Genomic DNA, 23,181 nt, shown 5'->3' on the forward strand with positions numbered 1-23,181 from the left:
ACGGTTGGTTGCATCAGGTCGAGGATGATCTGGTGCCCGGCGGTTCGGCCAGCCCCAGGTGCTCGAGTGTCTTGCGCAGGACCTCGAACAGGATGGCAGCCGACCAGCCGAACAGCAGCACACCATTCATCGCAGTCAGCGGGCCGATGAGCCGCCATTGGCGCACCGGTACGATATCGCCGTAGCCGAGGGTGGTGTAGTTGACGAAGGCAAAATAGAGCAGATCACTCCCGGGCTCGGCGGCGTCGATGATGGCGTACGTCGAGGCCCACACCAGGATTTCCAGCGTGTGCGCGACCTTCAACACCGCGGCAGTTGCGACCATCACGCCCATCAGGTGCAATCTGGGTCGTGCGGTTTTCTGCAGGCCGGCGCTGCGAGCGATCCAGACGGCAACGACCGTCACCAGCGCGTGGATCCCGATATTGATCACACTGACCAGCGTACCGACAAGGAACTGAAGCAGCATAAGGGCTGGCCTGAACTTCAATCGCGCTTGGCGGAGGGTGGCCCAAGGCGCGATCGCTGTGCCCTCATGCGCCTGATCTCGCTCTTCATAGCCTCCATCTTCTCGTCTCGCTGCTCCGTCCCCGACTCCCGCAGTTCATCGCGTTGCAGCTTCTTGAGCGCCTTCTCGACCGAAAGCTTGTTCGTCTCAGCCATGACACACCCTCCTTGCATTGCTGCGATCGCGAATTGCGAAAGTCCTGCGGGCAATTGCCGTAGGTGTCATGCAACCGCACGCCAGCCCTTCAGGTTTTCGGGCTGAACATGCCGCCTGCCGCCTTCATCGCCGATTCGCCCACGGTCCTGGCCTGATCGGTCATCGCTCGCATCTGGTCCTGGAAGAACTCGGCCTGAAGCTTGAGCGCGTCCGGCACGTCCTTGGCTTGAATGAGCTTCTCGCCGAGATCAAAACTGGCCGTGACATTGCGCTGCATCAAGCTGCAGAGCTCCCTGGCCTGACCCGCGATCGGCAGCGGCGAAGAGGCGAGGCCCTTCTCCAGCAGCTCGAAATAGTCCGCATTGGCCTTGCGCAGGCGGCCGAGCGCCTCGGTCAGCATCGCGCGAACATTCTCTGCGGACGGATTGATATCTGCCATTACATCTCTCCCTTCAGGGGTTGGCGGTTACGCGGGAAGTCCTCCGAACCAGGCGCCGAAATAACCGACATAGAGCGCCGGCGGTTCCAGATTCATCGAATGCCCGATGCGGGGCACGACGACGAGGCGGCAGTCCGGCATCGCCTCGGCCATGGCGCGAAGATCAGCCGGCGGAATCCAGCCGTCCCATTCGCCCCACAGCACCATTGCAGACTCCTCCTGGCGGTGTTTTGCGCGAACGCTAGGGGGCGCACCTTCCGGACGTTTGATTTAGCTCAATGGAAGCCTCTGCGTTGAGGATTGGCCATCACCATGTTTGCCTAACCTGATGGAGTCCTTCCTCGACTTCAAGCCATTGACGCCGCCGCTCTCGTCAATCACCGTGCCGACCATGATCCTGAACGGCGAGTTCGACTTCCTGACGCCGCGCGCGCTGCACGAGACCTTGCGGGTCGAGATCCCCGTCCAGAGGGAGGTGACATGAGCGAGTTCTTCGGACCCCTCGATTCCGAGGGCCGCGTGCCGCCGTTGCAGCAGACGCGTGTCGCCACATTCCTCATCTCCGCACACGGTGCCCTAGCGCGGCAGTCGGCATTCACCTTGCCCACAAGGCTCGAATCCGCCTGGCAGACCGAGCTGAACGCGCAGCTCTTCCGCGAGACCGAAATCGTCTCGCTGCTGATGCGCGCGACGAGCTGGGCGCCTGATCCCGGCCTGGGCTACATGGTCGCGACCTGGGAAAGCGCCTGGTTTCCGCAACCGGTCTACGAGATTTCGGACTGGCCTCTCGCGGTAGCGATCGGTCTTGCAACGCTCGCCCACGCCGTTCACGCGGGTATCCGGCCGGCAGCATTGTTGCCGGCGGAAGCAAATCCCGAGGATCCGTTCGCAATGGCGCTGCGCCGCATCGAGTTCGAAAGCGGCCGCCTGCTCGAGGCACAAATCCTGTCGCTGAAGGGTCCCGACCTCGTCCCATTTCGCGACGCCGTCAATTCCGCCCTGGAGCGGCGCCACGCCGAGGTGCGCAAGCTTTGGCGCGAGACGCTCCAGAGCGTCGGTGTCGCCTTTGACGAGTGACGTCGAGCCTTGACGCAGATCAAGGGTGCGCGACTGCACCCTGCCAACCTGCATCCACCGCCATTCCTGCGTCCGCCGACCGGAGTTCCGACCATGAAGGCCGTTTCCGTCGAAGAAGCCGTTGCGATGATCCCGGCCGGCGCGAGCATCATGGTCGGCGGCTTCATGGGCGTCGGCACGCCGGAGCGCCTGGTCGATGAAGTGGTGCGGCAGCAGAAGACCGGTCTGTCGCTGATCTGCAACGATGCCGCGATACCGGGCAAAGGCGTCGGCAAGCTGTTCGATGCGGCGCTCGTGTCGCGGCTGACGGCGACGCATATCGGGCTCAATCCGAAGGCGCAGCAGCAGATGCTGGCGAACCAGATCAATGTCGATCTCGTGCCGCAGGGCACCTTCGTCGAACGTATTCGCGCTGGCGGCTGCGGGCTCGGCGGCGTGCTGACACCAACCGGTGTCGGCACCCTGGTTGCCGAAGGCAAGCGCCAGATCGAGGTCGACGGCAAGCCGTTTCTGCTCGAGACCGCGCTGCGCGCCCAGTTCGCGCTGGTGCATGCCTTTCTCGCCGACTACCTCGGCAACCTCGCTTACGCACTGACCTCCCGCAACTTCAACCCGATCATGGCGATGGCCGCCGACACCGTCATCGTCACCGCGGAGAACATCGTGCCGGTCGGCGTCATTGCGCCCGATCACGTCGTGACGCCGGCGCCACTCGTCGACTACCTCATTACGAACGGGTGAGATCATGGATCCGCAGATCATCATCGCCCGACGTGTTGCCAAGGAGCTGAAGAACGGCAATCTCGTCAATCTCGGCATTGGCATTCCAACGCTGGTCGCGAACTACGTTCCGTCCGATCTGAAGGTGTTCTTTCAATCGGAGAACGGATTGATCGGCACCGGGCCGATTCCCGAGCAAGGCATGGCTCATCCGACGCTCACCGATGCCGGCGGGCGCCCGATCAGCGCGCTTCCTGGCGCCAGCACCTTCGACAGCGCGATGTCGTTCGGCCTGATCCGTGGCGGCCATGTCGACATCACCGTGCTCGGCGGCCTCCAGGTCGACGCGCACGGCCTTCTCGCCAACTGGATGATCCCCGGCAAGATGGTCCCGGGCATGGGCGGTGCGATGGACCTCGTCACCGGCGCCAAGCGCGTCATCGTCGCCATGCAGCACGCCGCCAAGGGCAAATCGAAGATCGTCGCCAAATGCACGCTGCCCCTGACCTCGGCGCGGCCGGTGAACCTGGTCGTCACCGACATGGCCGTGATCGGCTTTCCCGATGGCAAGGCGACGCTGCTGGAAACTGCGCCCGGCATCAGCGTCGGCGAGGTCATGGCGGTGACGGAGGCCGAACTTGACGTTCCCGACACCGTGCCGGAAATGAGGATCTGACGAGGTCGTCATGCGAGTCTTCAGCGATTTCGACGAGATAAAAGCCGCCATTGGCACCGAGATCGGCGTCAGCGATTGGGTGGAAGTGGCGCAGGACCGCATCAACCAGTTTGCAGAAGCGACCTGCGATGGGCAGTGGATCCACGTCGACCAGGAGCGCGCCAGCAAGGAGATGCCGGGCGGCAAGACCATTGCCCACGGCCTGCTGTCGCTTGCACTCGCGCCTCTCTTCATCCGCTCGGTGATCGGCCTGAAAGGCCTGCGCAACACGCTGAACTACGGCGCCGACCGGATCAGATATCTCGCGCCGGTGCCGGCGGGCTCGAAGCTGCGCGGCCGCGTCACGGTCGCCGAAGCCGAGGACGTGCCACCGGACGGCCTGCGCGTGAACTACCATCTCGTCATCGAGATCGAAGGCGGCAAGAAACCCGCCTGTGTCGCTGAGCTGATCGCCCTGCACTACCGCTGAACACAAAATATGGAAAACAACCCCATGCAAAGTAGCGTGGGTTGTCGGCATGCTGCCTTCAGTCAGCCAAACCGTTTGACACGTCGGGCAAAACACCGGCACGATGCCATGATCAGCCCAAAGTGTCCTGACCGGTGTCCTAGGCCGTGTGCCCATAGATCGGGTTGCCTAGCGTCTCCTTCGGCTCAAAAAGGTGGCCTTGCTGCAGGCGAGCGCTGAGAGGCGCCGAAGCCGACCGGGAACCCTGCCGTGCGAGTCTGGATTCCCGCGATGGTTGGGGTAAGGTTACGCCGCCTGCGCAGAACAATTGCAAACGACATCCGGGAGGAAGTGATGCTCGACACCACGCTTAGCGCGCGCGTCCAGGTTTTCCTCGACAAGTTTGAAGCCGCGCTTGCGGCGGGCGATCTCGACGCCGCCGTAGGAATGTTCGCTCCGGAATGCTACTGGCGCGATCTCGTTGCCTTCACCTGGAACATCAAGACCATGGAAGGCCGCGATCAGATCCGCGACATGCTCGCGCAATGCCTCGCGCATGTGAAGCCGCACAATTGGAAAATCGCCGAGGGTGAGACGCCAACCGAGGCCGGCGGCGTGACCGAATCCTGGATCACGTTCGAGACCGATGTCGCGCGCGGTTATGGGCTCATCCGCCTGCAGGATGGTCAGATCTGGACTCTCTTGACGACCATGGCCGAACTGAAGGCCCATGAGGAAAAGGCTGGCTTCAGCCGACCGCTCGGCGCCAGGCACGGCGTCAATCCGGGCGCCAAGACCTGGAAGGAACTGCGTGACGAGGAAGTCGAGCAACTCGGCTTCAAGACCCAGCCCTACGTGCTTGTCATCGGCGGCGGACAGGGCGGCATTGCGCTCGGGGCGCGGCTGCGCCAGCTCGGTGTACCGACGATCATCGCCGAGAAGAACGCACGCGCCGGCGATTCCTGGCGCAATCGCTACAAGTCGCTCTGCCTGCACGATCCCGTCTGGTACGATCACTTGCCCTACATCGATTTCCCCAAGAACTGGCCTGTGTTCTCGCCCAAGGACAAGATCGGCGATTGGCTGGAAATGTACACCAAGGTCATGGAGCTGAACTACTGGACCAACACCACGGCCAAACGCGCCAGTTGGGACGACTCCAGGAAGGAATGGACCGTCATCGTCGAACGCGATGGCAAGGAGATTACTCTGCGGCCCAAGCAGCTCGTGTTCGCGACCGGCATGTCGGCCAAGCCGAACATGCCGGACATCAAGGGCATGGAAACGTTCAAGGGCGAGCAACACCATTCCTCACGCCATCCCGGCTCCGGCGGCTACAAAGGCAAGAAGGTGGTGGTGATCGGCTCGAACAATTCGGCCCATGACATCTGCGCTGCGCTGTACGAGGCCGGCATCGACGTGACGATGGTGCAGCGCTCGACGACCCACATTGTGCGCTCGGATTCGCTGATGGAGAGTATCGGCGATCTTTATTCCGAACGCGCCGTCCGCGGCGGAATGACGACGGCAAAGGCCGATCTGATCTTCGCTTCACTGCCTTACCGGATATTGAATCAGTTTCAGAAGCCGGTCTACGACAAGATCCGCCAGGATGACGCCGCTTTCTATGCCGGGCTGGAGAAGGCCGGCTTCAGGCTCGACTTCGGCGACGACGATTCCGGGCTATTCATGAAATATCTGCGCCGCGGCTCGGGCTATTACATCGACGTCGGCGCCTCGCAGCTTATCATTGACGGCAAGATCAAACTGTTCGCTGGACAGGTCGAGGAAATCACGCCCAACGGCGTCAGGCTCGACAACGGCGAGGAATTGCCAGCGGACGTGATCGTCTATGCCACCGGCTACAGCTCGATGAACGGCTTTGTCGCCGATCTCGTCAATCGGGAAATGGCCGACAAGGTCGGCAAGGTCTGGGGCCTCGGCTCGAATACGACAAAGGACCCTGGCCCATGGGAAGGTGAGCAGCGCAACATGTGGAAGCCGACGCAGCAGGAAGGCCTATGGTTCCACGGCGGCAATCTGCATCAGTCGCGACATTACTCGCAATTCCTGTCCCTGCAGTTGAAGGCACGCTACGAGAGCATCCCGGCGCCGGTCTATGGCCTGCAGACTGTCCATCACAAGGCCTGACATTGCCGAGTGCACAGCGGGGCTCGCGGATTGCGAGCCCCACGCCACTTCCGGGTCTCCGCACTCGCCAACGCAATGTCCGCCTCGTCTCGCCGAGCCGGCAGCGCTGACTTGATCCGCCATGTCGGGAGGGGAGAATCCCCCGCCGCGTCACTCGATGACTTCGTCGGCCGTGGCCAGCAGCGAAGGCGGAACGGTGAGACCGAGGGCCTTGGCCGTCTTCAGATTGACGACTAGTTTGAAACGCGTGGGCTGCTCTATGGGCAGATCGCCGGGCTTTGCGCCTTTCAGGATCCTGTCGACATAGCCGACCGCCCGACGAAAATAATCGGGGAAATCCGGTCCATAGGATAGCAGCAGGCCGTAAGGTACCTCTTCAGCGTTGGCTGTAATTGTCGGCACCTTGTGCGCCGTGGCTGATGCGCCCACTTGCACCCGTTCATTGTACATCGGCGCTCCAATGACTAATGCGCCGTCAAAGCCCTCACGCGCAATCGCCGAAAACGTCGGGTCGATTTCAGCTGCCGTGGTCACTTCGAATATTTGTGTCGAGCATCCCGCAGCTTTGCCCGCTTTTTCGTTAGCGATAATGGTAGGCTTGGAAGATGGCTCCCGGGGATCGAGCACGAGGGCCAAGCGGGCTAGCTTCGGAACGATTTCCTTCAAAAGCTCGAGCCGCTTGCTGGTGAGGTCAACGGTCATCAGTGAAAATCCGGTGACATTGCCACCAGGGCGCGCGAGACTCTCGACAAGCCCCTTACCGACCGGATCCGGATCGGCGACAAGTACGATCGGAATGGTGTTGGTGGCTCGTTTGGCTTCCATGGCGCCAAGTCCGGTCACCGCGACGATCACATCGACTTTGCTTTCTGCAAGTTCCTGCGCAAGCGTGCGAAACCGTTCCGGTTGCTCGGCAGGAAAACGGTGGTCGATCTCGATATTCTTGCCTTCGACGTAACCAAGCTCGTGAAACGCTTTGGTCAGGACGACCAGATATTCCTCTTCTTGCTTGGCGTTGGCGGCGTGCCAGAGAACGCCGACGCGCGGGTTTGGCTTGCGTCGTTGCGCACGCGAGGAAAGCGGCCATGCCGCAGCGGTGCCGCCGAGAAGCGTCATGAATTCGCGGCGTCTCATTCGATCGCCTCGCCGATTTTGGCTGACCTGCCGACCGCATTAGAGCACGGCCAAGCCAACGATGTAACCGGGCAAAACGCAATGTCCGTTTGCGGGTCTTCAACGCCAAAACTCCGAGTGAGCATAATAGGTCTGCTTTCAGGCAGAAAGCCTCTCCTTGGCGAGCCAAGTTGAGCCTGCCCGCCAAGCTGCGATTCAAACGTGATCGTGGGGACGAAGCGTGTGCTATGAGCTCACTGGCCAAGAGTAGGCTGCCATCGCTCTAATGCTGCCGAGCAAGCCGCGCAGTTTGCCAGCAACGGCGCGATAATGCGCCGCCTCGCGCTCAATCGATGATGTGATAGCCGCCATCGATGTAAAGAACGCCGCCGGTCATCAGCTTGGCGCCGTCGAGCGCCAGGAACGCGGTGGCATTGCCGACGTCGTCGATGCTGACGAGGCTGCGTGCCGGCGCCTTCGACTGCGCCTTGTCCATGAGCTCGTCGAACTCGGGAATGCCTGACGCCGCGCGAGTCGCCAGCGGTCCAGGCGAGATCGCGTGGACGCGGATGCCCTTCGGGCCGAGCTCCGCTGCGGCGTAACGGACGGCCGATTCGAGCGCCGCCTTCGCCACGCCCATGATGTTGTAGTTCTCCACGACCATCTGACTGCCGTAATAGGTCATGGTGAACATGGCGCCGCCATTCTTCATCAGCGGCTCGGCCAGATGGGCCATGCGCAGAAACGACCAGCACGACACGTCCATGGTCTTGAGGAAGCCGTCGCGGCCGACATCGACGACGCGGCCATGCAGTGCATCCTTGGGCGAGAACGCGATGGAATGAAGCAGGAAGTCCAGCTGCCCCCACTCCTTCGCAATGCGCTCGAACACCGCCTCGGTCTGTCCCTCGACCATCACGTCCAGCGGCATGAAGATCGGCGCCTCCAGCGCCTGCGCCAGCGGCTCGACATGCTTCCTGGCGCGGTCATTCAGATAGGTGACGGCGAGATCGGCACCAAGCGCGCGAAATGCCCGGGCGCAGCCCCAGGCGATCGACTGATCATTGGCGATACCGACGACCAGACCCTTCTTACCCTTGAGGGCCACCTTGCTGTCCGGAAACACAGGAATCATGACACCCTCTCAGGTCTTGGGTTGGTCGATCGGCCGTTCATCAGCAGCGACAGCGTGTGCTGCGCGATCATCAGCTCCTCGTCGGTCGGAACGACATAGACGGGGAGGAGGCTGGCGGGCCGGGAGATCAGCCGCGCATGGCGCGCGTTCTCGGCAGTATCGAGCGCTACGCCAAGCCATCCGAGCTGCTCCGCGATGCGCGCGCGGATCGAGGCCGAGTTCTCGCCGATCCCGGCCGTGAACACGAAGGCGTCCAGGCCCTGCAGGGCAGCCGCCAGCATGCCGGCGTTAAGGCCGATCCGGTAGACGAAATAGTCAATCGCGAGCTTTGCATGCGGATCCGTGCTCGCCTCCAGCTCCCGCATGTCGTTGCTGAGGCCGGAGAGCCCCTTCAATCCGCAGTCGCGGTAGAGGAAGTCCTGCACCTTCGCCGCCGACATTCCCTTTTCCGACATGAGATAGAGCACCACGCCGGGATCGATCTGACCGGGACGCGTCCCCATCGGCAAGCCGTCGAGCGCGGTGAAGCCCATGGTGCTTTCGATACTGCGCCCGTCCTTTATCGCGCACATCGAGGCGCCGCTGCCGAGATGAGCGACGATCACGCGTCGCCTGGCGATGTCGGGCGCCACGCTCGGCAAGGTTCTGGCGATATACTCGTAAGACAGGCCGTGGAAGCCGTAGCGCCGCACGCCCTCGGCATGAAGCTGATGCGGGATGGCGTAGTGATCGGCGACGGCATCATGCGTGCGATGGAACGCGGTGTCGAAGCACGCCACCTGAGGGAGCGTCGGGAAGTTCGCCAGCAGCGAGCGGATCGGCGCGAGGTTGTGCGGCTGATGCAGCGGCGCGAGCGGGACGAAGCGTTCGAGACGGGACACCACGCCGTGGTCGATCAGGACCGGCCGGGCATGGTCCGGACCGCCATGCACGACGCGGTGGCCGACCGCGATCGGGATGACCCGAAGTTCGTCCCGCAACCAGTCGCCGGCAACGGCCATCGCGGCCGGAACGTCCGGCACGGCTTCGATCGGGTAGGCGCGATCGGCCAGCGGATCGCCCGTCGCGTCGCTCGCCCGCAGGCGCGGCCGGCTGCCGATACCGTCCATCTGTCCTTTGATCTGCCGGCGAAGCGCCCCGTCGCCTTCAACCGAATAGACCTGGAACTTGACGCTGGAGGAGCCAGCATTGATGACCAGGATCGTGTCCATGGCAGTCACGCGGCAACTGTCGGCGCCTTCTGGCGCCGGGCGCGGGCATAGAGCACAGCAACCGCGCAGGAAGCCATGCGCGCGCGCGGCGAATCCGCGCGCGACGTCAGGACGACCGGCACCCTTGCACCGAGCACGATGCCGGCGCCGTCCGCCTTGGCGAAATAGGCGAGGTTCTTGGCCAGCATGTTGCCGGACTCGAGGTCCGGAACGACCAGGATCTGCGCGCGGCCGGCGACCTCGGAGGTGATGCCCTTGATCCGCGCCGCTTCCGGGTCGATGGCGTTGTCGAACGCCAGGGGCCCATCGAGCATACCGCCGGTGATCTGGCCGCGATCGGCCATCTTGCACAAGGCAGCGGCTTCGATCGTGGATGGAATTTTCGTGGTCACAGTCTCGACCGCCGACAGAATCGCGACGCGGGGCGCCTTGCCGAAGCCGGCCAGGTTGTAGAGATCGATCGCGTTCTGGATGATGTCGCGCTTGGCGTCTAGATCCGGGAAGATGTTGATGGCGGCGTCGGTCACGAAGATGGTCTCGGCATAGGCCGGCACGTCCATGACAAAGACGTGGCTGATGCGCCGGTCGGTGCGCAGACCGCCGACCTTCGCAGTCACGGCGCGCATCAACTCGTCGGTGTGCAAACTGCCCTTCATCAGCAGCTCGCCCCTGGCGGCATGAATGAGCTCGACGCCTTTGGCGGCGGAATCGTCGCTATGCGCGGCGTCGACGATGTCGAAGCCCGCCACGTCGATATCGAATTTGGCGGCGACGTCTCTGATCTTCCTCTCGGGTCCGACCAGCACCGGCCGGATGATCCCCGCGCTCGCGCTATCGACGGCGCCGCGCAGCGAGGTCTCGTCGCAGGGATGCACGACGATGGTCGGAATCGGCGGGGCAGCCCTCGCTGCCGCGATCAGACGGTCGTACTTGCTGCCGGGCTGCGCTTGCGTCGTGTCGGCCGACATGATGTGACTCCCGATCCTGCCAATCCGCGTTACGACGCCCTTGCCTTGGTGTCGGTCTTGGTGTCGAAAGGGGCGACGTTCGACGTCAACTCCCCTTCCCCGTCCAGACCGAACAGCTCGGCCATGCGCTTCAGACGCCTGGCGCGCTCGCCGGTGATGTCTGCGCTCGCCGAAAGCACCTCCCGCATCGCTGCGAAGGCCGCGCGCCTCTGGTTCATGTCGTCGGGCAGCAGTTTGGGAATGGCAGCGAGCGCGCCCTCCTTATCCAGCAGCAGCATGAAGAACTGCTCGCGCACCAGCATCTTGAATTCGGACAGCGTCAGCCGGGCACCGGAATAGTCGCGCCGAACCTGACGGAGCGCCTCGATGCTTCGCTCGTCGACCATGCCGCGGGCGGAGCCGACATAGAGCAGCGCCCGAAGCGCCGCTTCGCGAAGCCCGCCCTCGCCGATGCGGGACTTCAGCTCGGCAATCCGCCTCGCGAGCATGGCGCGGTGCTCCGCCGACATCTCGCGGACGTGCGACGGCACCGAGTTCGGGTCGATCCCGACGGCGGCCTGGAGCGCCGGCGAGCCGTAGACGTTGAGGAAGATGGTCTCGCTCAGCGCTTCCTGCGCATCGCGCCAGCTATCAAGCGCGTGGACGATCTGCTTGGATATCTGCTCCTGGAACGCCAGGAACGGATTGTCCTTTGAGACGGGCCTGCGGTTGTCCTCGACGGCATCGGCGGCAGACTTGACGGTGGCCATCCAGGGATTCTGGCTGCTGAAGGCCTCATATTGCAGCCGCAGCGGGTGCATGTGGCGCGCCAATTCCGCCATCTGCGGCGTCACCATGCCCTTGACCCAGGGCTGCATGAACTTCCGGTAGGCGGCGAGATTGAGCTCGGAGATGCGCTTGGCGGCGGCAAAGCGCCGCTCATCCTCGGGCGAGTTGCCACCCATTGCGCGGATATCATCCAGCGTCCGGGCCTCGCAGCGCATCACCCACTGGCCGGCCGCGAGATCTGCATTGAGCGTCTCCGCGCCGCGAGCTTCGAACATGGCTTCATAGAGCCCCGGCGGCAGCACGTCGATCAGGTCGATATTGCCTGAGAATTCCGCATGCTCCTTCTTTGCCACTCCGCCGGAGACGAAGATGCCGAGATGGCCGACGCTTTCGTGAACGGTGTAGACGATGGTCTGGCCATAGGCCCTGATCTCGTCGACGTCGGCGTAGCAGTCGAGGATCCAATGCAATGCCTGCTGCGGCGGGGTGATGTTGTCGCCCTTGGAACAGAACACCACGATCGGTGAGCGGATGTTGCGCAGGTCAACCTTCTGCCCGTCGGACATCTCGATCTTGCCGGCGGCGAGGTTGTTGCCGACGAAGAGCTCGTCGACGATGAACTGGATCTCCTCGGCGTTGAGATTGACGTGCCCGCCCCACCAGCGCTCGAAGTCGAGGTAGCGCTCGGCCTCGGTGTCGACCTTGGAATAGACGTTATATTGCTTGCTCCAGAGCGTGTTGGACGGGTTCTGGTTTTCAAAATTCTGCACCAGCCAGGCGCCGTCGAACTTGCCGGCGCCGAGGTCGCTCGCGAGGGCCGTGAGCCAGCTTCCGCCCAGAAGCCCGCCCGAATAGCGCATCGGATATTTGCCGTGCACGCCTGCCCAATATGCGAGCGGCGCACCGGCGATGATCAGGGGGCCGAACAGTTCTGGCCGCAGTGAGGCCAGGATCATGATGGCCCAGCCGGCCTGGCAATTGCCGATCACGCAGGGCTTGCCGTCGGCATCGGGGTGGCGGCTGACGACCGTCTCGATGAACTTGGCTTCCGCGCGCGCGACGCGCTCGATGGTCTGGCCGGGCATGGGCTCGGGCAGGAAGCCGATGAAATAGCAGGGATGGCCCGCCTGCATCGCGACGCCGATCTCGCTGTCCGCCTTGAAGCCGCCGATGCCCGGTCCGTGACCGGCGCGCGGATCGACCACGACGAATGGCCGCCGGCTCATGTCGATCTCGACGCCCTTGGGTGGAACGATGCGTACCAGCGCGTAATTGACCGGCTCGTCCAGCTTGCGGCCGTCCATGATCAATTCGGCGGCATATTGCAGCACATGCGGCGCAGTCTGCGCGACGTGCTCGCGGTACTGGTCGCCGCGCTGGCGCATGATGTCCAGGAACAGGACGCTGCGCTGTCCCGCATCGACCATGTATTCCACGGCGGAGGAGACCAGACCCGACATTGGGCCGCCCGGCAGTTTCATATTTTCCATCGACATGTCCGACCTCGCCGTCGCCCGCACGCCTATTCAAGGAGCCCGGCGGTCGCCGACGTTGACATAGGTCAACGGTCGGCGACGACGTTCGAGGCCGGCGCGGCGCGATCGATGCGGATCCAGGCTGCCGCCAGTTCCCAGGCGACCGACAGGATGATTGGCCCAATGAAAAGACCGATGATCCCATGTGCAAGTGTTCCGCCGATCACCCCGATCAGGATGACCAGCGTCGGCGTGGTCAGGCCGCGGCCCATGACGAGCGGTTTCAGGATGTTGTCGAGGAGACCGACGAAGACTAGGAACACGGTCAGTAGCAACGCCGTACCGACGTCCTTGTCCATCCAGATCCAGATCACCACGGGAAGAATGACGATGGTGGCTCCGATCTGGACGATCGACAGCAACAGCACGATGATGGCGAGCAGGCCCGCGCTCGGGATGCCTGCGAGCTTGAAGCCGATCCCGGCCAGGAGCGCCTGCACGATGGCGACGCCGATTATGCCCTGTGACACCGCACGGATGGTCGCGCCCGCAAGCTCCAGAAAATGCTCGCTCTGCTCCGGCACGATACGGATCAGGAAGCCGCGGATCGCGTCGACCAGCTGCGGCCCGTACGGGAACAGGAAACCGGCAACGAGCACCGACAGCAGGAACTGGAGCGTGCCGATGCCGGCATCGCCGGCGAACGACAGCATCATCCCGGCGAGCGGCTTCAGGTACGGCGCCACCTCGCGCAGCGCCGCGCGGATGTTGGTGTAGGCCTGATTCCAGAAATCGTAGAGCCATGGTCCGATCAGCGGCCAGCCCTTGATCTGCTCAGGCGCGGTCCGGAGCCTGAGATCGCCGGCTCCGATCTGGCTTGCAAGATCCTTGATGCCTTCGACGGCGCTGAGGCCGAGCCAGGTTGCAGGACCAATGACGATGCCGAGCGTGACCAGGGTGAGGATGGCCGCAGCGATCCGGGGACGGCCGCCGAGGCATTTGGCGAGCCAGCTGAACACCGGATAGAAGGCCACCGCCAGGATCGCGCTCCAGGTCAGGATCGTCACGAAGGGCTTGATGATCAGGAAGCTCCAAAGGACCAGCAGCGCCAGCAATCCAAGCCGGATCACGAGCTGAATGATCTCGTCCGTGGACAGGAGCTGGCGCAGTGTCTTCAAGCTTGGTGCCTGTCTCTCGAGGTGTGGCCGCTCTCGCCAAGCGTAGCCGCTCATCTGGCGCGGAAGGCTTGATCCAGATCAAGCTGGGCGTTGCGGCCTAAAGGCCTGATCGGCCAATGCGGGCACAGATCATGGTGTTTCGCCCATCGAAGGATCGCAGCGAGGCCACCGCATGCAGGACTTGGCGAGCTACACGCGACAGGAGCAGCTGCGCGACGGGAGGTCGGTCGAGATCCGGGCACTCCATCCCGAAGACGAGGGCGACATGCTGACCGCACTCGACCACACCAGCGCGCAATCGCTCCAGCGCCGCTTCTTCGTGCAAAAGCGCCATTTCTCCGAGAACGAACGCGCCTTTTTCATGAAGGTCGACTTCGAGAACCACGTGGCGCTGGTCGCCTGCGTGGAGGATGCAGGCCGGAGCCTCATCGTCGGCGGCGGCCGCTATATCGTCTCCGCGCCCGGCGAGGCCGAAATGGCTTTCGTCGTGATCGACGCCTGGCAGGGGCGCGGCATCGGCGCGATGCTCGCGCGTCACCTCATCGCCCTCGCGCGCGAGGCCGGGCTGACGGAATTGACGGCGGAAGTGCTGTCGGAGAATGCCGCGATGCGCCGCGTGTTCGCCAAGCTCGGCTTCAGGCCCGCGGCGAGGCTGGACCCGCACACGATTCAGCTGGTGTTGGCGCTCTCCTGATTGCTCTCATTCGTCCAGGACATCGAAAAGGCTCTCGACTTTTGCAAGCGGTCCATCGGATCCATTGTCGGCATAAACGACCCGATCGCCGTCACGATGCAGCGGCCGCGCCTTTGACTTCGCCTTGGGCTTTCGCAGCCGTCCCGGAAGGAATGTCGCAGCGACCGCTTCCGATCCGACATCCAGCCTTATGACCCCTCTTCGCCTGCAATCGATCCTGAGCTTTGCCGCCGCGAAGAAATCGAGCGCCGCCGGCGGCAATTTTCCGAAGCGACGGAGGGTCTCCTCCTCAAGGTCGTCCAGCTCATCCTCGCTTCGGCACCGCGAGGCGCGGGCGTAGATTTCCAGCCGGACCGCCTCCGATTGCACGTAGTCTGCCGGCAACATGTCGGCGATTGGAAGATTGAGATCGGGTACCCACAGGTCGGCCGTCCTGTCGTCGGCCTTCTCCGAGGCCAATTTCAGGAGATGGCTGTAGAGCACGGGTCCGAACACCTGCACATGGCCGGACTGCCGCTCCGAGAGCAGATCTCCCGCGCCTCTGAGGTCCAGGTCGCGTGCGCTGATCGCAAAACCCGCACCAGGCCTGCTGAACTCCTCCAGAACCGCGAGCCGCTTCTCGGATCGCGCCGCATCCGACTCGGTGAGCAAATACGCAAACGCGCGTATGCCGCCGCGCCCCACCCTTCCCCTCAGTTGATGGAGCTGCGCAAGGCCGAACCTTTCGGGCCAGCACACCACGATCGTATTTGCGCGCGGGATATCCAGACCGCTCTCCACGATATTGGTCGCGAGCAGAACGTCCGCCTCGCCTTCGACGAAGCTCATCATCCGGTCGTCCATTTCGTCCGCGCTCAACCTGCCATGGAGACAGACAATGCGCAGATCCGGGGCCAGCGACTGCACGCGCGCCAGCATCGGATCGAGATCCTGAATCCGCGGGCAGATCAGGAAACTTTGCCCGTGGCGTCTTTGTTCGCGCAGCAACGCCGCGGCGATGGCAGCATCGGAGAGCGGCGCAATTCTCGTGGCGACCGGAAGCCGGTGAGCGGGCGGAGAGGCAATGACGCTGAGATCCCTGAAGCCCGCAAGACCCGCCGCGAGAGTCCGCGGTATCGGCGTGGCACTCATCCAAAGGGTATGGACACCCTTGGCGAGACCGGAAAGCTTTGCCTTCTCAGCCGCGCCAAAATGCTGCTCCTCGTCGATGATGACCAGGCCGAGATCGCGGAACTTCACGTCCTTCGAGGCAAGAGCCTGGGTCCCGACCACGACCTTCAATCTTCCGCTCTTCAGCCCCTCCTTTGCCACCCTGACTTCCGCGCTCGATGTGGCGCGTGACAAGCTCCCCACTTCGATATCGATGGAAGCAAACCGCTTGCGGAACGTCGCCACATGCTGCCGTGCCAGAACCGTCGTCGGCACCGCGATCGCGACCTGCTTTCCCGACAGCACGACGGCAGCCGCCGCCCGCAAAGCCACCTCGGTCTTGCCGAATCCGACGTCGCCGCAAATGACCCGATCCATCGGATGACCGGACGCAAGATCATCCAGGACATCGCGAATGGCTTTCGCCTGATCGACCGTCGTGAAGAACGGAAAGCGTGCGACGAACCTCTCATAAAGATGGCCCGGCGGGACGAGTTTCGGAGCCCGCCGGCGGCGACGCTGGCTGATATGTTTGGAGAGTTGCCTGCCCGCAATCTGAATTTCGTGCCCCGCCTCCGTACGGCGCGCAAACCATGTACTGCCGTCCGCCTTGTCCAGCGTCAGATCGCCGCGCTCCGATGCGTATGGCCAGATCAATGCCAGGTCCGCGGGTGGGACCAGGACGGCATTGTCGCCCGCAAACAGGAGCCTGACCATTTCTCGCGATGATCCGCCTCCGGTCGCCACGGTCTGCAATCCATCGAGCAAGGCCAGTCCCCGCTGCAGATGAACGACCACTGTCCCCTGCTCCGGTACATCTGCGTGGTCGAAAGCCGCGCTCCAGGTTCTCGCCAAAGGCTGCGCGTGATGCGCCTTGCTGCCGAGCGCGTCCGAAGCCGTAACGACGACAAGAGGTTTACCGTCAGGCACGACAAAGCCGGAGTCGAAGCCGGCAAGAAGCGCGGCTTCTCGATTGCGTCCGGCCGTCGCCTCACGCCAACCCGCAAAGCGCTCCGCCTTGACCCCGCTCATTCGTTCGATCGCGCGCAGGTCATCCTCCTGCGCCGCGACAAATACCAGCCGCGAGCCGGCGCTTTGCACCTCGTCGACGAATGCGCGGAGCGCCTTTCTCGGCGATGCGGCTTTGGAAAAGTCCGGAACGGTACGGAACGGAGCCTGTCGAGGCAGAACGTCCATGCGCTTGGTCGCATCCTTCCATTCGCGCCGTCCAAGATAGGCGCGCTCCCTGTCCGCGCGACCAGCCGCCTCTTCGATCGTGCTCAGCCAATTGTCGGCGTGAGCAGGAACGCCGGCATCCGCAATCCACTTGGCTGGGCCGCAATAGTCGAACAGGGTCGAACGTTTTCCGCGTCCGTTTCCGAGCGTGATCCGCTCCGACATCGGGTCGACGAGCAGCTCCTTGGTCTCGAAAACGATGTGATGCTCGACCGGGTCGAATGCCACAATCCGACGTATCGTCCGGCCGGAATGCTCTACTCTGAATGGACCGAGGGCTCCGGCGGGAAATATCTCGAATGTCTGGCCGTGAAACAGCACGTCGCCGGCATAGCGGACATCGTCATCAAGCTCGTATCCGAGCGCTTCGAGCCGCGCCCGGAGATCCTTCTCGGAAAACTCGGCGCCCACCTTCAGACGGAGATTCAGCCGAGACCAACTCGCCGGCGCCGGCAGACGCTCCATCACGGCCTCTGCCGTGGCTACGAGCAGGATGGGTTCCTCGGGCTTCGCAAGCCGCCTCAAGACCGAGCTTCGTCGACCTGCGATTTCGTGCGACGGCTCCATTTGATCGAACGGCAGCGTGTCCAGTCTCGGAAGAACCAGGACACCGCACGAGGCGTCGAGGGCATGAATGATTGCCCCAAGCCGCTCCGCCTTGCTCTCGTTTTCAGCCAAGAACACGACGCCTTTGCGCCCCGACTTCTCCCACTGACCAAGCAGATGGAGGCTCAGCATCCCGAGGGGAGATGACGAGGAGATCGCAGTCCGAGGTGATGACTTCTTTCGCGTCGTTGCCGTTCTGGCAACGCGCGCTTTACTGGAACGGCCCAATGGGAACCCATCGCTGATTCGCGACCAGCGAAAGCTGGAGGCAGTGTTTACCTTGCAAAGGCGGGCTCTGCTGCGGGAGCTACGCCTAGGGCTGCCTACATATGCGAATTCGGGGGCGGACGCACGCTTCCAAATGCCCGTTGTGCAAAGTCCCTGGTTCAACGCGCAGACGGGATCAGGGCACGCAGGATGTCCGGCTTCCAGGTTTGACTGGCACTATCGAAGGCAGCGAAATCATGGTCGAACTGCCAGTAGGCCCATGCCCAGCCAAACCGGTCGGCGGTTCTCGCCACGAACGACAGGTATCTCTCGCGGCTGTCGGATGGAGCACGCTCGTACACCCCGAACTCGCCGAGATAGATCGGGCGCTTCTCTCTCTCGGCCCAAAGACTCATCTTCCCGAAATCAGCGACGACCTTCGCTTCATCGTCCGGGGCGCCCCAGTCCAGGGGCCCGATCCCCGAAAACGTTCGAGACCATGGCGCGCCCTGATGCGTGAAGCGTATCGGCGCGTAGTAATGAAACGTGACGATGAGGTTTCCGTCGCCCGCCGGCAGAGCCAAGTCGTCGACGGGCATATCATCGGTATTGAGAACTGCGGCAATGACCTTCCGCTCGGGATTGGTGAGGCGGATGATGCCAAGACATTCGTTGAGGAGGGAATTCCAGCTGGTGGACGTCATCTGCCCGCCAGGCTCATTCAAGACCTCAAAGACAAGCGAGGGATATTTCCCGGCATAGCGCGCGGCGACCTGCCTCCAGAATGCCTTGAGCTTCTCAGCGCATCCGGAAACGTCGCGTTGACAAAGATGGGTATCGTGCTCGTCAACGATGGGGATGAGGTGCCTGGCGAGAACTTCCTCGATGACGGCATCAAGCCGCTTCAAGACGGTCTCATCCAGAACGTTGCCGGAATCCATGTACTTGAAGCCGAAGAAATTGATCCTGACGTGCGAGAATCCGGCTATGCGGATTTCCGTCAGGTTGTCCAGGCGAAACGGCGCGTTCTCGCCGCCTTCCCAGAGTCCGTCGTAGCCGAGGATATTGATGCCGCGCCCCAACCCCGCGGCGTCCCGGGAAGCACCCTGCTCGACCCCATGGGCCCCGGAGACAAGTGCTGCGAGGAAAATTGCCGTCGCTGCGAGAGTGGGGCTTCTCGACCAACGAGCGCGGATGACAGTCATCTTGCTTCCAATCATGATGGCGGCAGATTTTCCTGCGACACCGGCCTGCACGTCGCGAAGAAAAACGCCACCAGGAGCAACGACGTGAACATCGTCGAACGAAGAAACATCGTCTCGGTGAAATTGGTCTGAAAGCTGAGGACGACAAATCCGATGATGAGCGCGCAATGAGATCGATTGATCGACCTCGTGGCAATCAGATGGAGAACCTTGTTCGAGAACAGAAAGACGCTGGCAACGAAAAGCAAGTACCCCAGAAATCCCGTCTCCATCAGGATGGCGATGTAGCCGCTGTGATAGTTGTCGAGCACCCAGCCGTGGTTCTGTTCGAAATAATCATAAATCGATGGAACCGTCCAAAAACCGTTGATTCCAAAGCCCAGCAGCGGTGCATCGTCAAAATGGCTGATCGCGTACTGCCAGATGAAGGTCCTCTCGGTAAAATCGATCGTCGAGTCGCCGAGATGGATGGAATCATATCCCGTCGTATAAAAATACAGGATCAGGAGGCCGGCCAGAATGCACATGATGGACGGCAACACCGCATAGATCCGCATGCAGTTAATCGACCACAGCGACGTGGCAAGAAGTGCACCGGCAGCCAAGGCAACAGCACCGGCGCCTCGCGATTCCGACCCGATGACGCAGGTCGAGGCGAGCAAGAATGTAACGAGGAAGGCTGCCCACCCCTGGCCCGTCATCTTTCGATAACAGGCAAAGAACATCAGATACGCACTGATAAAACCGAGCGTCTGCTTCGATTCGTAGACGCCTTGCCACTGGCCACCATGCATCCAGCTGTGGTCCAACCCGATATCGGGTACGAAGATCGCACAAAACGCCGATGCGGCAACCAGTATGGAAAACCCCAGGGCTGTCGACTTCACGATCTCGTCCACGTCGATACGCGTGATGAGACAGAACGCACCGAAGGTCGTCATCGCAAGCGCCGCGCCCTTCATGATCGCGGCGGCGTTCAAGGTGGTCCAGAGCACGGAGAGGGCGGCGAGACCATAGAATGCGACCAACGCGATCAGGTCGGGGTTGGACTCCAACCGCAGGCGCGGGCGCACGAAGGCGCTTGCATAGATGACGACGCCCCACATCAAGAGCGCAATGGCCTGTTGCAGATAGGTCAGCTCCGCCGGCAGGATCGCGGCATTGAAGGTGCCCATCGATGCAACGACATTGATAGTGATCGACCAGCTGATTGCGGACCTGGCAATCTTCTCCACGCCAACGCTGCGCGTCTTCCAGATCGCGCTTTCGAGTGCCCCGGAATCCACCTGTGTCTGTAGGCTGGCCATGAAATGACCTTCCTTAAGCGCGGTTAAATATTTGCTATCGCGGGTTGGACAAGCTACCTGGCCCCACCAACCTCACACGACCGCGGGAATTAAGAGTTCGTTAACGTTACGAAATGCCGCGCAATCCCGAACGAAGCGACTGCCAGAACAGCCCGTAACCGGGTCCGGCCCCGCATGGAAGATATCGCGAGGCTCGGCACCGCTGTGAGACGATGGGCACACCGGCTCAACGCGTTAATGAAAACCGCACCCCGTCGGTGTCTGGACCGGCCGCACCCTGCTATATAAGCACTCGCGGCTTTTCCAAATTGTCTGGTTTCCCTGGTCACGTATGAACAGCAATAGCGACACGTTCGATGTCACCATCGATCACGCGTTCAACTTCCTGTCTCCGGAATACGCGGAGCTGTTTGACAGCTCGGCCGCGACCGCATTCCAGCATCCGCTCTGGCTGGATAGCCTTTATACCAAGCTCGCGGCCCATGCGGGGGCAAAACGGATGGTCGTCGTGGTCCGCCACCGCGCGAGCGGCGCGCTTGCGATGGTGCTGCCCTTGCTCCGGATTCGGCGCGGCCCGATACGGACCGTCGAATTCGCCGACCTTCGCGTATCCGACTATTTGGCGCCGGTCTGCAGTCCGGACGTCTTTTCCCAACTGATCGAGGACGAGACTGCGTGCCGAGAGATCCGGCGCCTCATCCGCCCGTTCGATCTGCTTCGCATGACGAAGCTGCCCGACCGACGGCTTCCGATCGAGAACCTCCTGGCAGCGCCGCGCCGCGTATCGATGGACACGAATGCCTACGCGACCGTTCTCGTCGCTCCATTCGAGCAATGGCGAGCCAGTGCGCTGGATCGCTCCTATCAAAAGGAGCTCGCCAAGAAATATCGCCAACTCCAGAAGAAGGGCGCGTTGAGCTTCTCATGCTGCGACGACAGCGCCTCCGTCCTCGCTGCGCTGGACGTGATGAGGAAATTCCGCGGCCCGCGGTTTCAGGCGCAGGGCGACGGAGACCTGCTTCAGCGTCCCGAGTACTACGGTTTCTATTCCGACGTAGCGCTACGCGGTCTCGGCTCGCTTGTCCGGCTCTATGCCATGAAGATGGACGGCAATCTGATCGCTGCCGTGCTGGGGCTGTGTCATCGCGGCAGTTTCCTCGTCATCATGAGCGCCTTCGACATTGCCGGATACAAGAGCCAGTCGCTTGGCGCGCTGATGTTCGAGCAGGTCGCGCGGGACTGCATCGAGCGCGGGGACCAGATGCTCGATTTCACGATTGGCGACGAGCCGTACAAGAAATTGTTCGGCGGGCAGCCTTCGCCGATGTGGACGGTCGTGCAGGCCGGCAGCACCGCAGGTGCCGTGACCCTGTTCGCGCTGAGGCAGGCCCCGTGGCTCAAACTGGCGGCAAAGCGAATGTCGGAGTTCAGGCTCTTCCCGGCCCGCACCTCAACTCCCGCGCGCTGACCGATGGGCAGGCGCCAACCCGGTTCAGCGCTCAGGCGCGCAGCGCGCTGCGGAAGCCCGCGAGCCAGCCGGGCCGCATTTGATCGACGCGGTGGGAGATATTACGCCGCAGGAAGTGCAGCCGTCGCCGCACATCCCAGCTGATATCGTTGCGGGACGTCAGCGCCTGGCGGAAGTGCGCCATCTTCAGCGACTGCTGGTCTGCCGCGACCTTGTCGGAATCGGAATAGAACTGCGATATTTTATCCGTGCCCATGCCCGCGGTGTTGAGCCATTGCGGCACATACTCGGTGCAAAGACGCTCGACATCCACCAGCAGACGGGCAACGCCGGTTCCAGCAGCGGGACAGTTGGTCTGGAAGGCATCGCCGATCAGCACGACGCCGGGCTGCAGGTGTCCCTCGACGACGGACAAATCCATCACCCAATTCTGGACCCGGTCCATGACATGGAAATCACCGAGATAGGGCTGCAATCCCGGCAGCAGGCGCAGAAGGGTTGCTTCCGTGTCGCGACGCACGTCGCGCATGACCGGATCGGTCGGATCGCGAAACATGAAGAGATTTGCCCGCATACCCGCAGGCACGGGAAACAGGCTGAGATAATCGACGCCGTCGGAGGTCCGCTCGCCGTAACAGGTCAGGGCCTTGAAATCGAACGGCGCACCATTTCGGCGGGCGATCGTGAAGCCGAACGAGACCGAGTGGCGCTCGGCCAATACGCGCCGCCTGATTCCCAGCTTGTATCCGAGAACGCCCGCCATGCCCGTCGCAAGGACGACAAGGCGCGCGCTCACGCGCTGTCCGGAGGCGAGTTCGAGATGTTGGACGTCATCGCTGCAGCTTACCGCCGTAACCTCGTCGACAACCAGACTGGATGGATCGGGGATCTGACCGCGCGCCATGGCAACGAGGTTGGCATAGGGAAGTCCGTAAGCCTGACCGACGCTGACATCGACCACCTTGCCTTCCCTGATATTGAGCACACGGTCATATAAACAACCGGCATTCTCGAGACCGCGGATGAAGCCCAGCCTGCGGATCATATCGAGCTGCGGGCCGCCGATCTTTTCGACCCGGAACTCCTCCGGATAGACCGCGCGCTTGTCGACCAGGGCGACGCGATGCCCGGCCCGTGCAAGGACAGCCGCCGCGAGCGATCCCGCAAGGCCGCCGCCGACGATAGCGATATCGGCCACGATCGGCTCGGTCACGCTCTTGCTCGTCGTCATGGTCCAGGCTCCCACGGTTAGCGGTGGTTGCACGTGCAATTCTCTCGCCTGATGT

The 23,181-nt window shown here is 62.6% G+C and carries 21 protein-coding genes and 1 pseudogene; 8 read left to right on the plus strand and 14 right to left on the minus strand.

From position 1 onward, the window contains the following. Positions 1 to 13: 13 nt before the first annotated feature. From AXW67_RS09040 to AXW67_RS09050, 4 genes and pseudogenes are all read right to left on the minus strand, one after another. On the minus strand, positions 14 to 469 hold the full coding sequence (locus tag AXW67_RS09040) for a potassium channel family protein (protein ID WP_063677580.1): 456 nt from the start codon (positions 467 to 469) through the stop codon (positions 14 to 16). Between the two features lie 17 nt (positions 470 to 486). Continuing rightward, on the minus strand, positions 487 to 663 hold the full coding sequence (locus tag AXW67_RS43100; RefSeq protein WP_198024675.1) for a hypothetical protein: 177 nt from the start codon (positions 661 to 663) through the stop codon (positions 487 to 489). 89 nt (positions 664 to 752) lie between these two features. Then, entirely contained in the window at positions 753 to 1,103 is a 351-nt protein-coding gene (locus AXW67_RS09045; protein ID WP_063677581.1) for a phasin, read from the minus strand. A gap of 27 nt (positions 1,104 to 1,130) precedes the next feature. Next, positions 1,131 to 1,310 (minus strand): annotated as a pseudogene (locus AXW67_RS09050) (alpha/beta fold hydrolase); the annotation flags it as partial. A gap of 109 nt (positions 1,311 to 1,419) precedes the next feature. Here AXW67_RS09050 and AXW67_RS41710 point away from each other — a divergent pair. The 6 genes from AXW67_RS41710 to AXW67_RS09075 all read left to right on the plus strand — a co-directional run bounded on the left by AXW67_RS41710 (position 1,420) and on the right by AXW67_RS09075 (position 6,175). Beyond that, positions 1,420 to 1,587: a hypothetical protein gene (locus AXW67_RS41710; protein WP_245315497.1), complete on the plus strand. Its 168-nt coding sequence runs from the start codon at positions 1,420 to 1,422 to the stop codon at positions 1,585 to 1,587. Next, positions 1,584 to 2,180, plus strand: a complete 597-nt coding sequence (locus AXW67_RS09055) for a hypothetical protein (RefSeq protein WP_063677583.1) — start codon at positions 1,584 to 1,586, stop codon at positions 2,178 to 2,180. Before AXW67_RS41710 ends, AXW67_RS09055 begins: the two co-directional genes overlap by 4 nt. Before the next feature lie 93 nt (positions 2,181 to 2,273). Then, positions 2,274 to 2,921 carry a CoA transferase subunit A gene (locus AXW67_RS09060; protein WP_063677640.1) on the plus strand — a complete coding sequence of 216 codons (648 nt, stop codon included), beginning with the start codon at positions 2,274 to 2,276 and terminating at the stop codon, positions 2,919 to 2,921. Between the two features lie 4 nt (positions 2,922 to 2,925). Further along, a complete protein-coding gene (locus tag AXW67_RS09065; protein WP_027551203.1) occupies positions 2,926 to 3,576 on the plus strand; it encodes a 3-oxoacid CoA-transferase subunit B in 651 nt (216 codons plus the stop codon). Between the two features lie 10 nt (positions 3,577 to 3,586). Continuing rightward, a complete protein-coding gene (locus tag AXW67_RS09070; protein ID WP_063677584.1) occupies positions 3,587 to 4,045 on the plus strand; it encodes a MaoC family dehydratase in 459 nt (152 codons plus the stop codon). 333 nt (positions 4,046 to 4,378) lie between these two features. Then, positions 4,379 to 6,175, plus strand: a complete 1,797-nt coding sequence (locus tag AXW67_RS09075; RefSeq protein WP_063677585.1) for a flavin-containing monooxygenase — start codon at positions 4,379 to 4,381, stop codon at positions 6,173 to 6,175. 150 nt (positions 6,176 to 6,325) lie between these two features. On the opposite strand, the gene AXW67_RS09080 is transcribed toward AXW67_RS09075, so the two are convergent. The 6 genes from AXW67_RS09080 to AXW67_RS09105 all read right to left on the minus strand — a co-directional run bounded on the left by AXW67_RS09080 (position 6,326) and on the right by AXW67_RS09105 (position 13,975). Beyond that, positions 6,326 to 7,309: an ABC transporter substrate-binding protein gene (locus AXW67_RS09080; protein WP_063677586.1), complete on the minus strand. Its 984-nt coding sequence runs from the start codon at positions 7,307 to 7,309 to the stop codon at positions 6,326 to 6,328. 325 nt (positions 7,310 to 7,634) lie between these two features. Then, entirely contained in the window at positions 7,635 to 8,423 is a 789-nt protein-coding gene (gene fabI / locus AXW67_RS09085) for an enoyl-ACP reductase FabI (RefSeq protein WP_063677587.1), read from the minus strand. Beyond that, positions 8,420 to 9,634: an acetate/propionate family kinase gene (locus AXW67_RS09090; RefSeq protein WP_063677588.1), complete on the minus strand. Its 1,215-nt coding sequence runs from the start codon at positions 9,632 to 9,634 to the stop codon at positions 8,420 to 8,422. The genes fabI and AXW67_RS09090 overlap by 4 nt, the downstream gene beginning before the upstream one ends. Positions 9,635 to 9,639: 5 nt before the next feature. Further along, positions 9,640 to 10,602 carry a phosphate acetyltransferase gene (locus AXW67_RS09095; RefSeq protein ID WP_063677589.1) on the minus strand — a complete coding sequence of 321 codons (963 nt, stop codon included), beginning with the start codon at positions 10,600 to 10,602 and terminating at the stop codon, positions 9,640 to 9,642. A gap of 29 nt (positions 10,603 to 10,631) precedes the next feature. Then, positions 10,632 to 12,866: a DUF3141 domain-containing protein gene (locus tag AXW67_RS09100; RefSeq protein ID WP_063677590.1), complete on the minus strand. Its 2,235-nt coding sequence runs from the start codon at positions 12,864 to 12,866 to the stop codon at positions 10,632 to 10,634. A gap of 65 nt (positions 12,867 to 12,931) precedes the next feature. Next, positions 12,932 to 13,975: an AI-2E family transporter gene (locus tag AXW67_RS09105; RefSeq protein WP_347336748.1), complete on the minus strand. Its 1,044-nt coding sequence runs from the start codon at positions 13,973 to 13,975 to the stop codon at positions 12,932 to 12,934. A 220-nt stretch (positions 13,976 to 14,195) separates the two neighbouring features. Between AXW67_RS09105 and AXW67_RS09110 the strand changes: the two genes are divergently transcribed. Next, entirely contained in the window at positions 14,196 to 14,717 is a 522-nt protein-coding gene (locus tag AXW67_RS09110) for a GNAT family N-acetyltransferase (protein ID WP_063677592.1), read from the plus strand. A 6-nt stretch (positions 14,718 to 14,723) separates the two neighbouring features. On the opposite strand, the gene AXW67_RS09115 is transcribed toward AXW67_RS09110, so the two are convergent. The 3 genes from AXW67_RS09115 to AXW67_RS09125 form a co-directional block, all read right to left on the minus strand. Further along, positions 14,724 to 17,840 (minus strand): DEAD/DEAH box helicase, encoded by a 3,117-nt coding sequence (locus tag AXW67_RS09115; RefSeq protein WP_063677593.1) that lies wholly within the window; start codon positions 17,838 to 17,840, stop codon positions 14,724 to 14,726. Positions 17,841 to 18,094: 254 nt separating this feature from the next. Continuing rightward, complete coding sequence (locus tag AXW67_RS09120) at positions 18,095 to 19,120, minus strand: glycoside hydrolase family 5 protein (RefSeq protein WP_082907845.1); 1,026 nt, start codon at positions 19,118 to 19,120, stop codon at positions 18,095 to 18,097. 11 nt (positions 19,121 to 19,131) lie between these two features. Continuing rightward, the gene (locus AXW67_RS09125) at positions 19,132 to 20,427 is read right to left on the minus strand and encodes an O-antigen ligase family protein (RefSeq protein WP_063677594.1); all 1,296 of its coding nucleotides are present in this window, start codon (positions 20,425 to 20,427) and stop codon (positions 19,132 to 19,134) included. A 331-nt stretch (positions 20,428 to 20,758) separates the two neighbouring features. On the opposite strand from AXW67_RS09125, the gene AXW67_RS09130 reads away from it, so the two are divergent. Beyond that, a complete protein-coding gene (locus AXW67_RS09130) occupies positions 20,759 to 21,895 on the plus strand; it encodes a GNAT family N-acetyltransferase (RefSeq protein WP_063677595.1) in 1,137 nt (378 codons plus the stop codon). Between the two features lie 31 nt (positions 21,896 to 21,926). Here the strand turns inward: AXW67_RS09130 and AXW67_RS09135 are convergent, their stop codons facing one another. After that, the gene (locus AXW67_RS09135; protein ID WP_063677596.1) at positions 21,927 to 23,126 is read right to left on the minus strand and encodes an FAD-dependent oxidoreductase; all 1,200 of its coding nucleotides are present in this window, start codon (positions 23,124 to 23,126) and stop codon (positions 21,927 to 21,929) included. Positions 23,127 to 23,181 lie beyond the last annotated feature (55 nt).

This window comes from Bradyrhizobium neotropicale (assembly GCF_001641695.1).
GTDB lineage: Bacteria > Pseudomonadota > Alphaproteobacteria > Rhizobiales > Xanthobacteraceae > Bradyrhizobium > Bradyrhizobium neotropicale.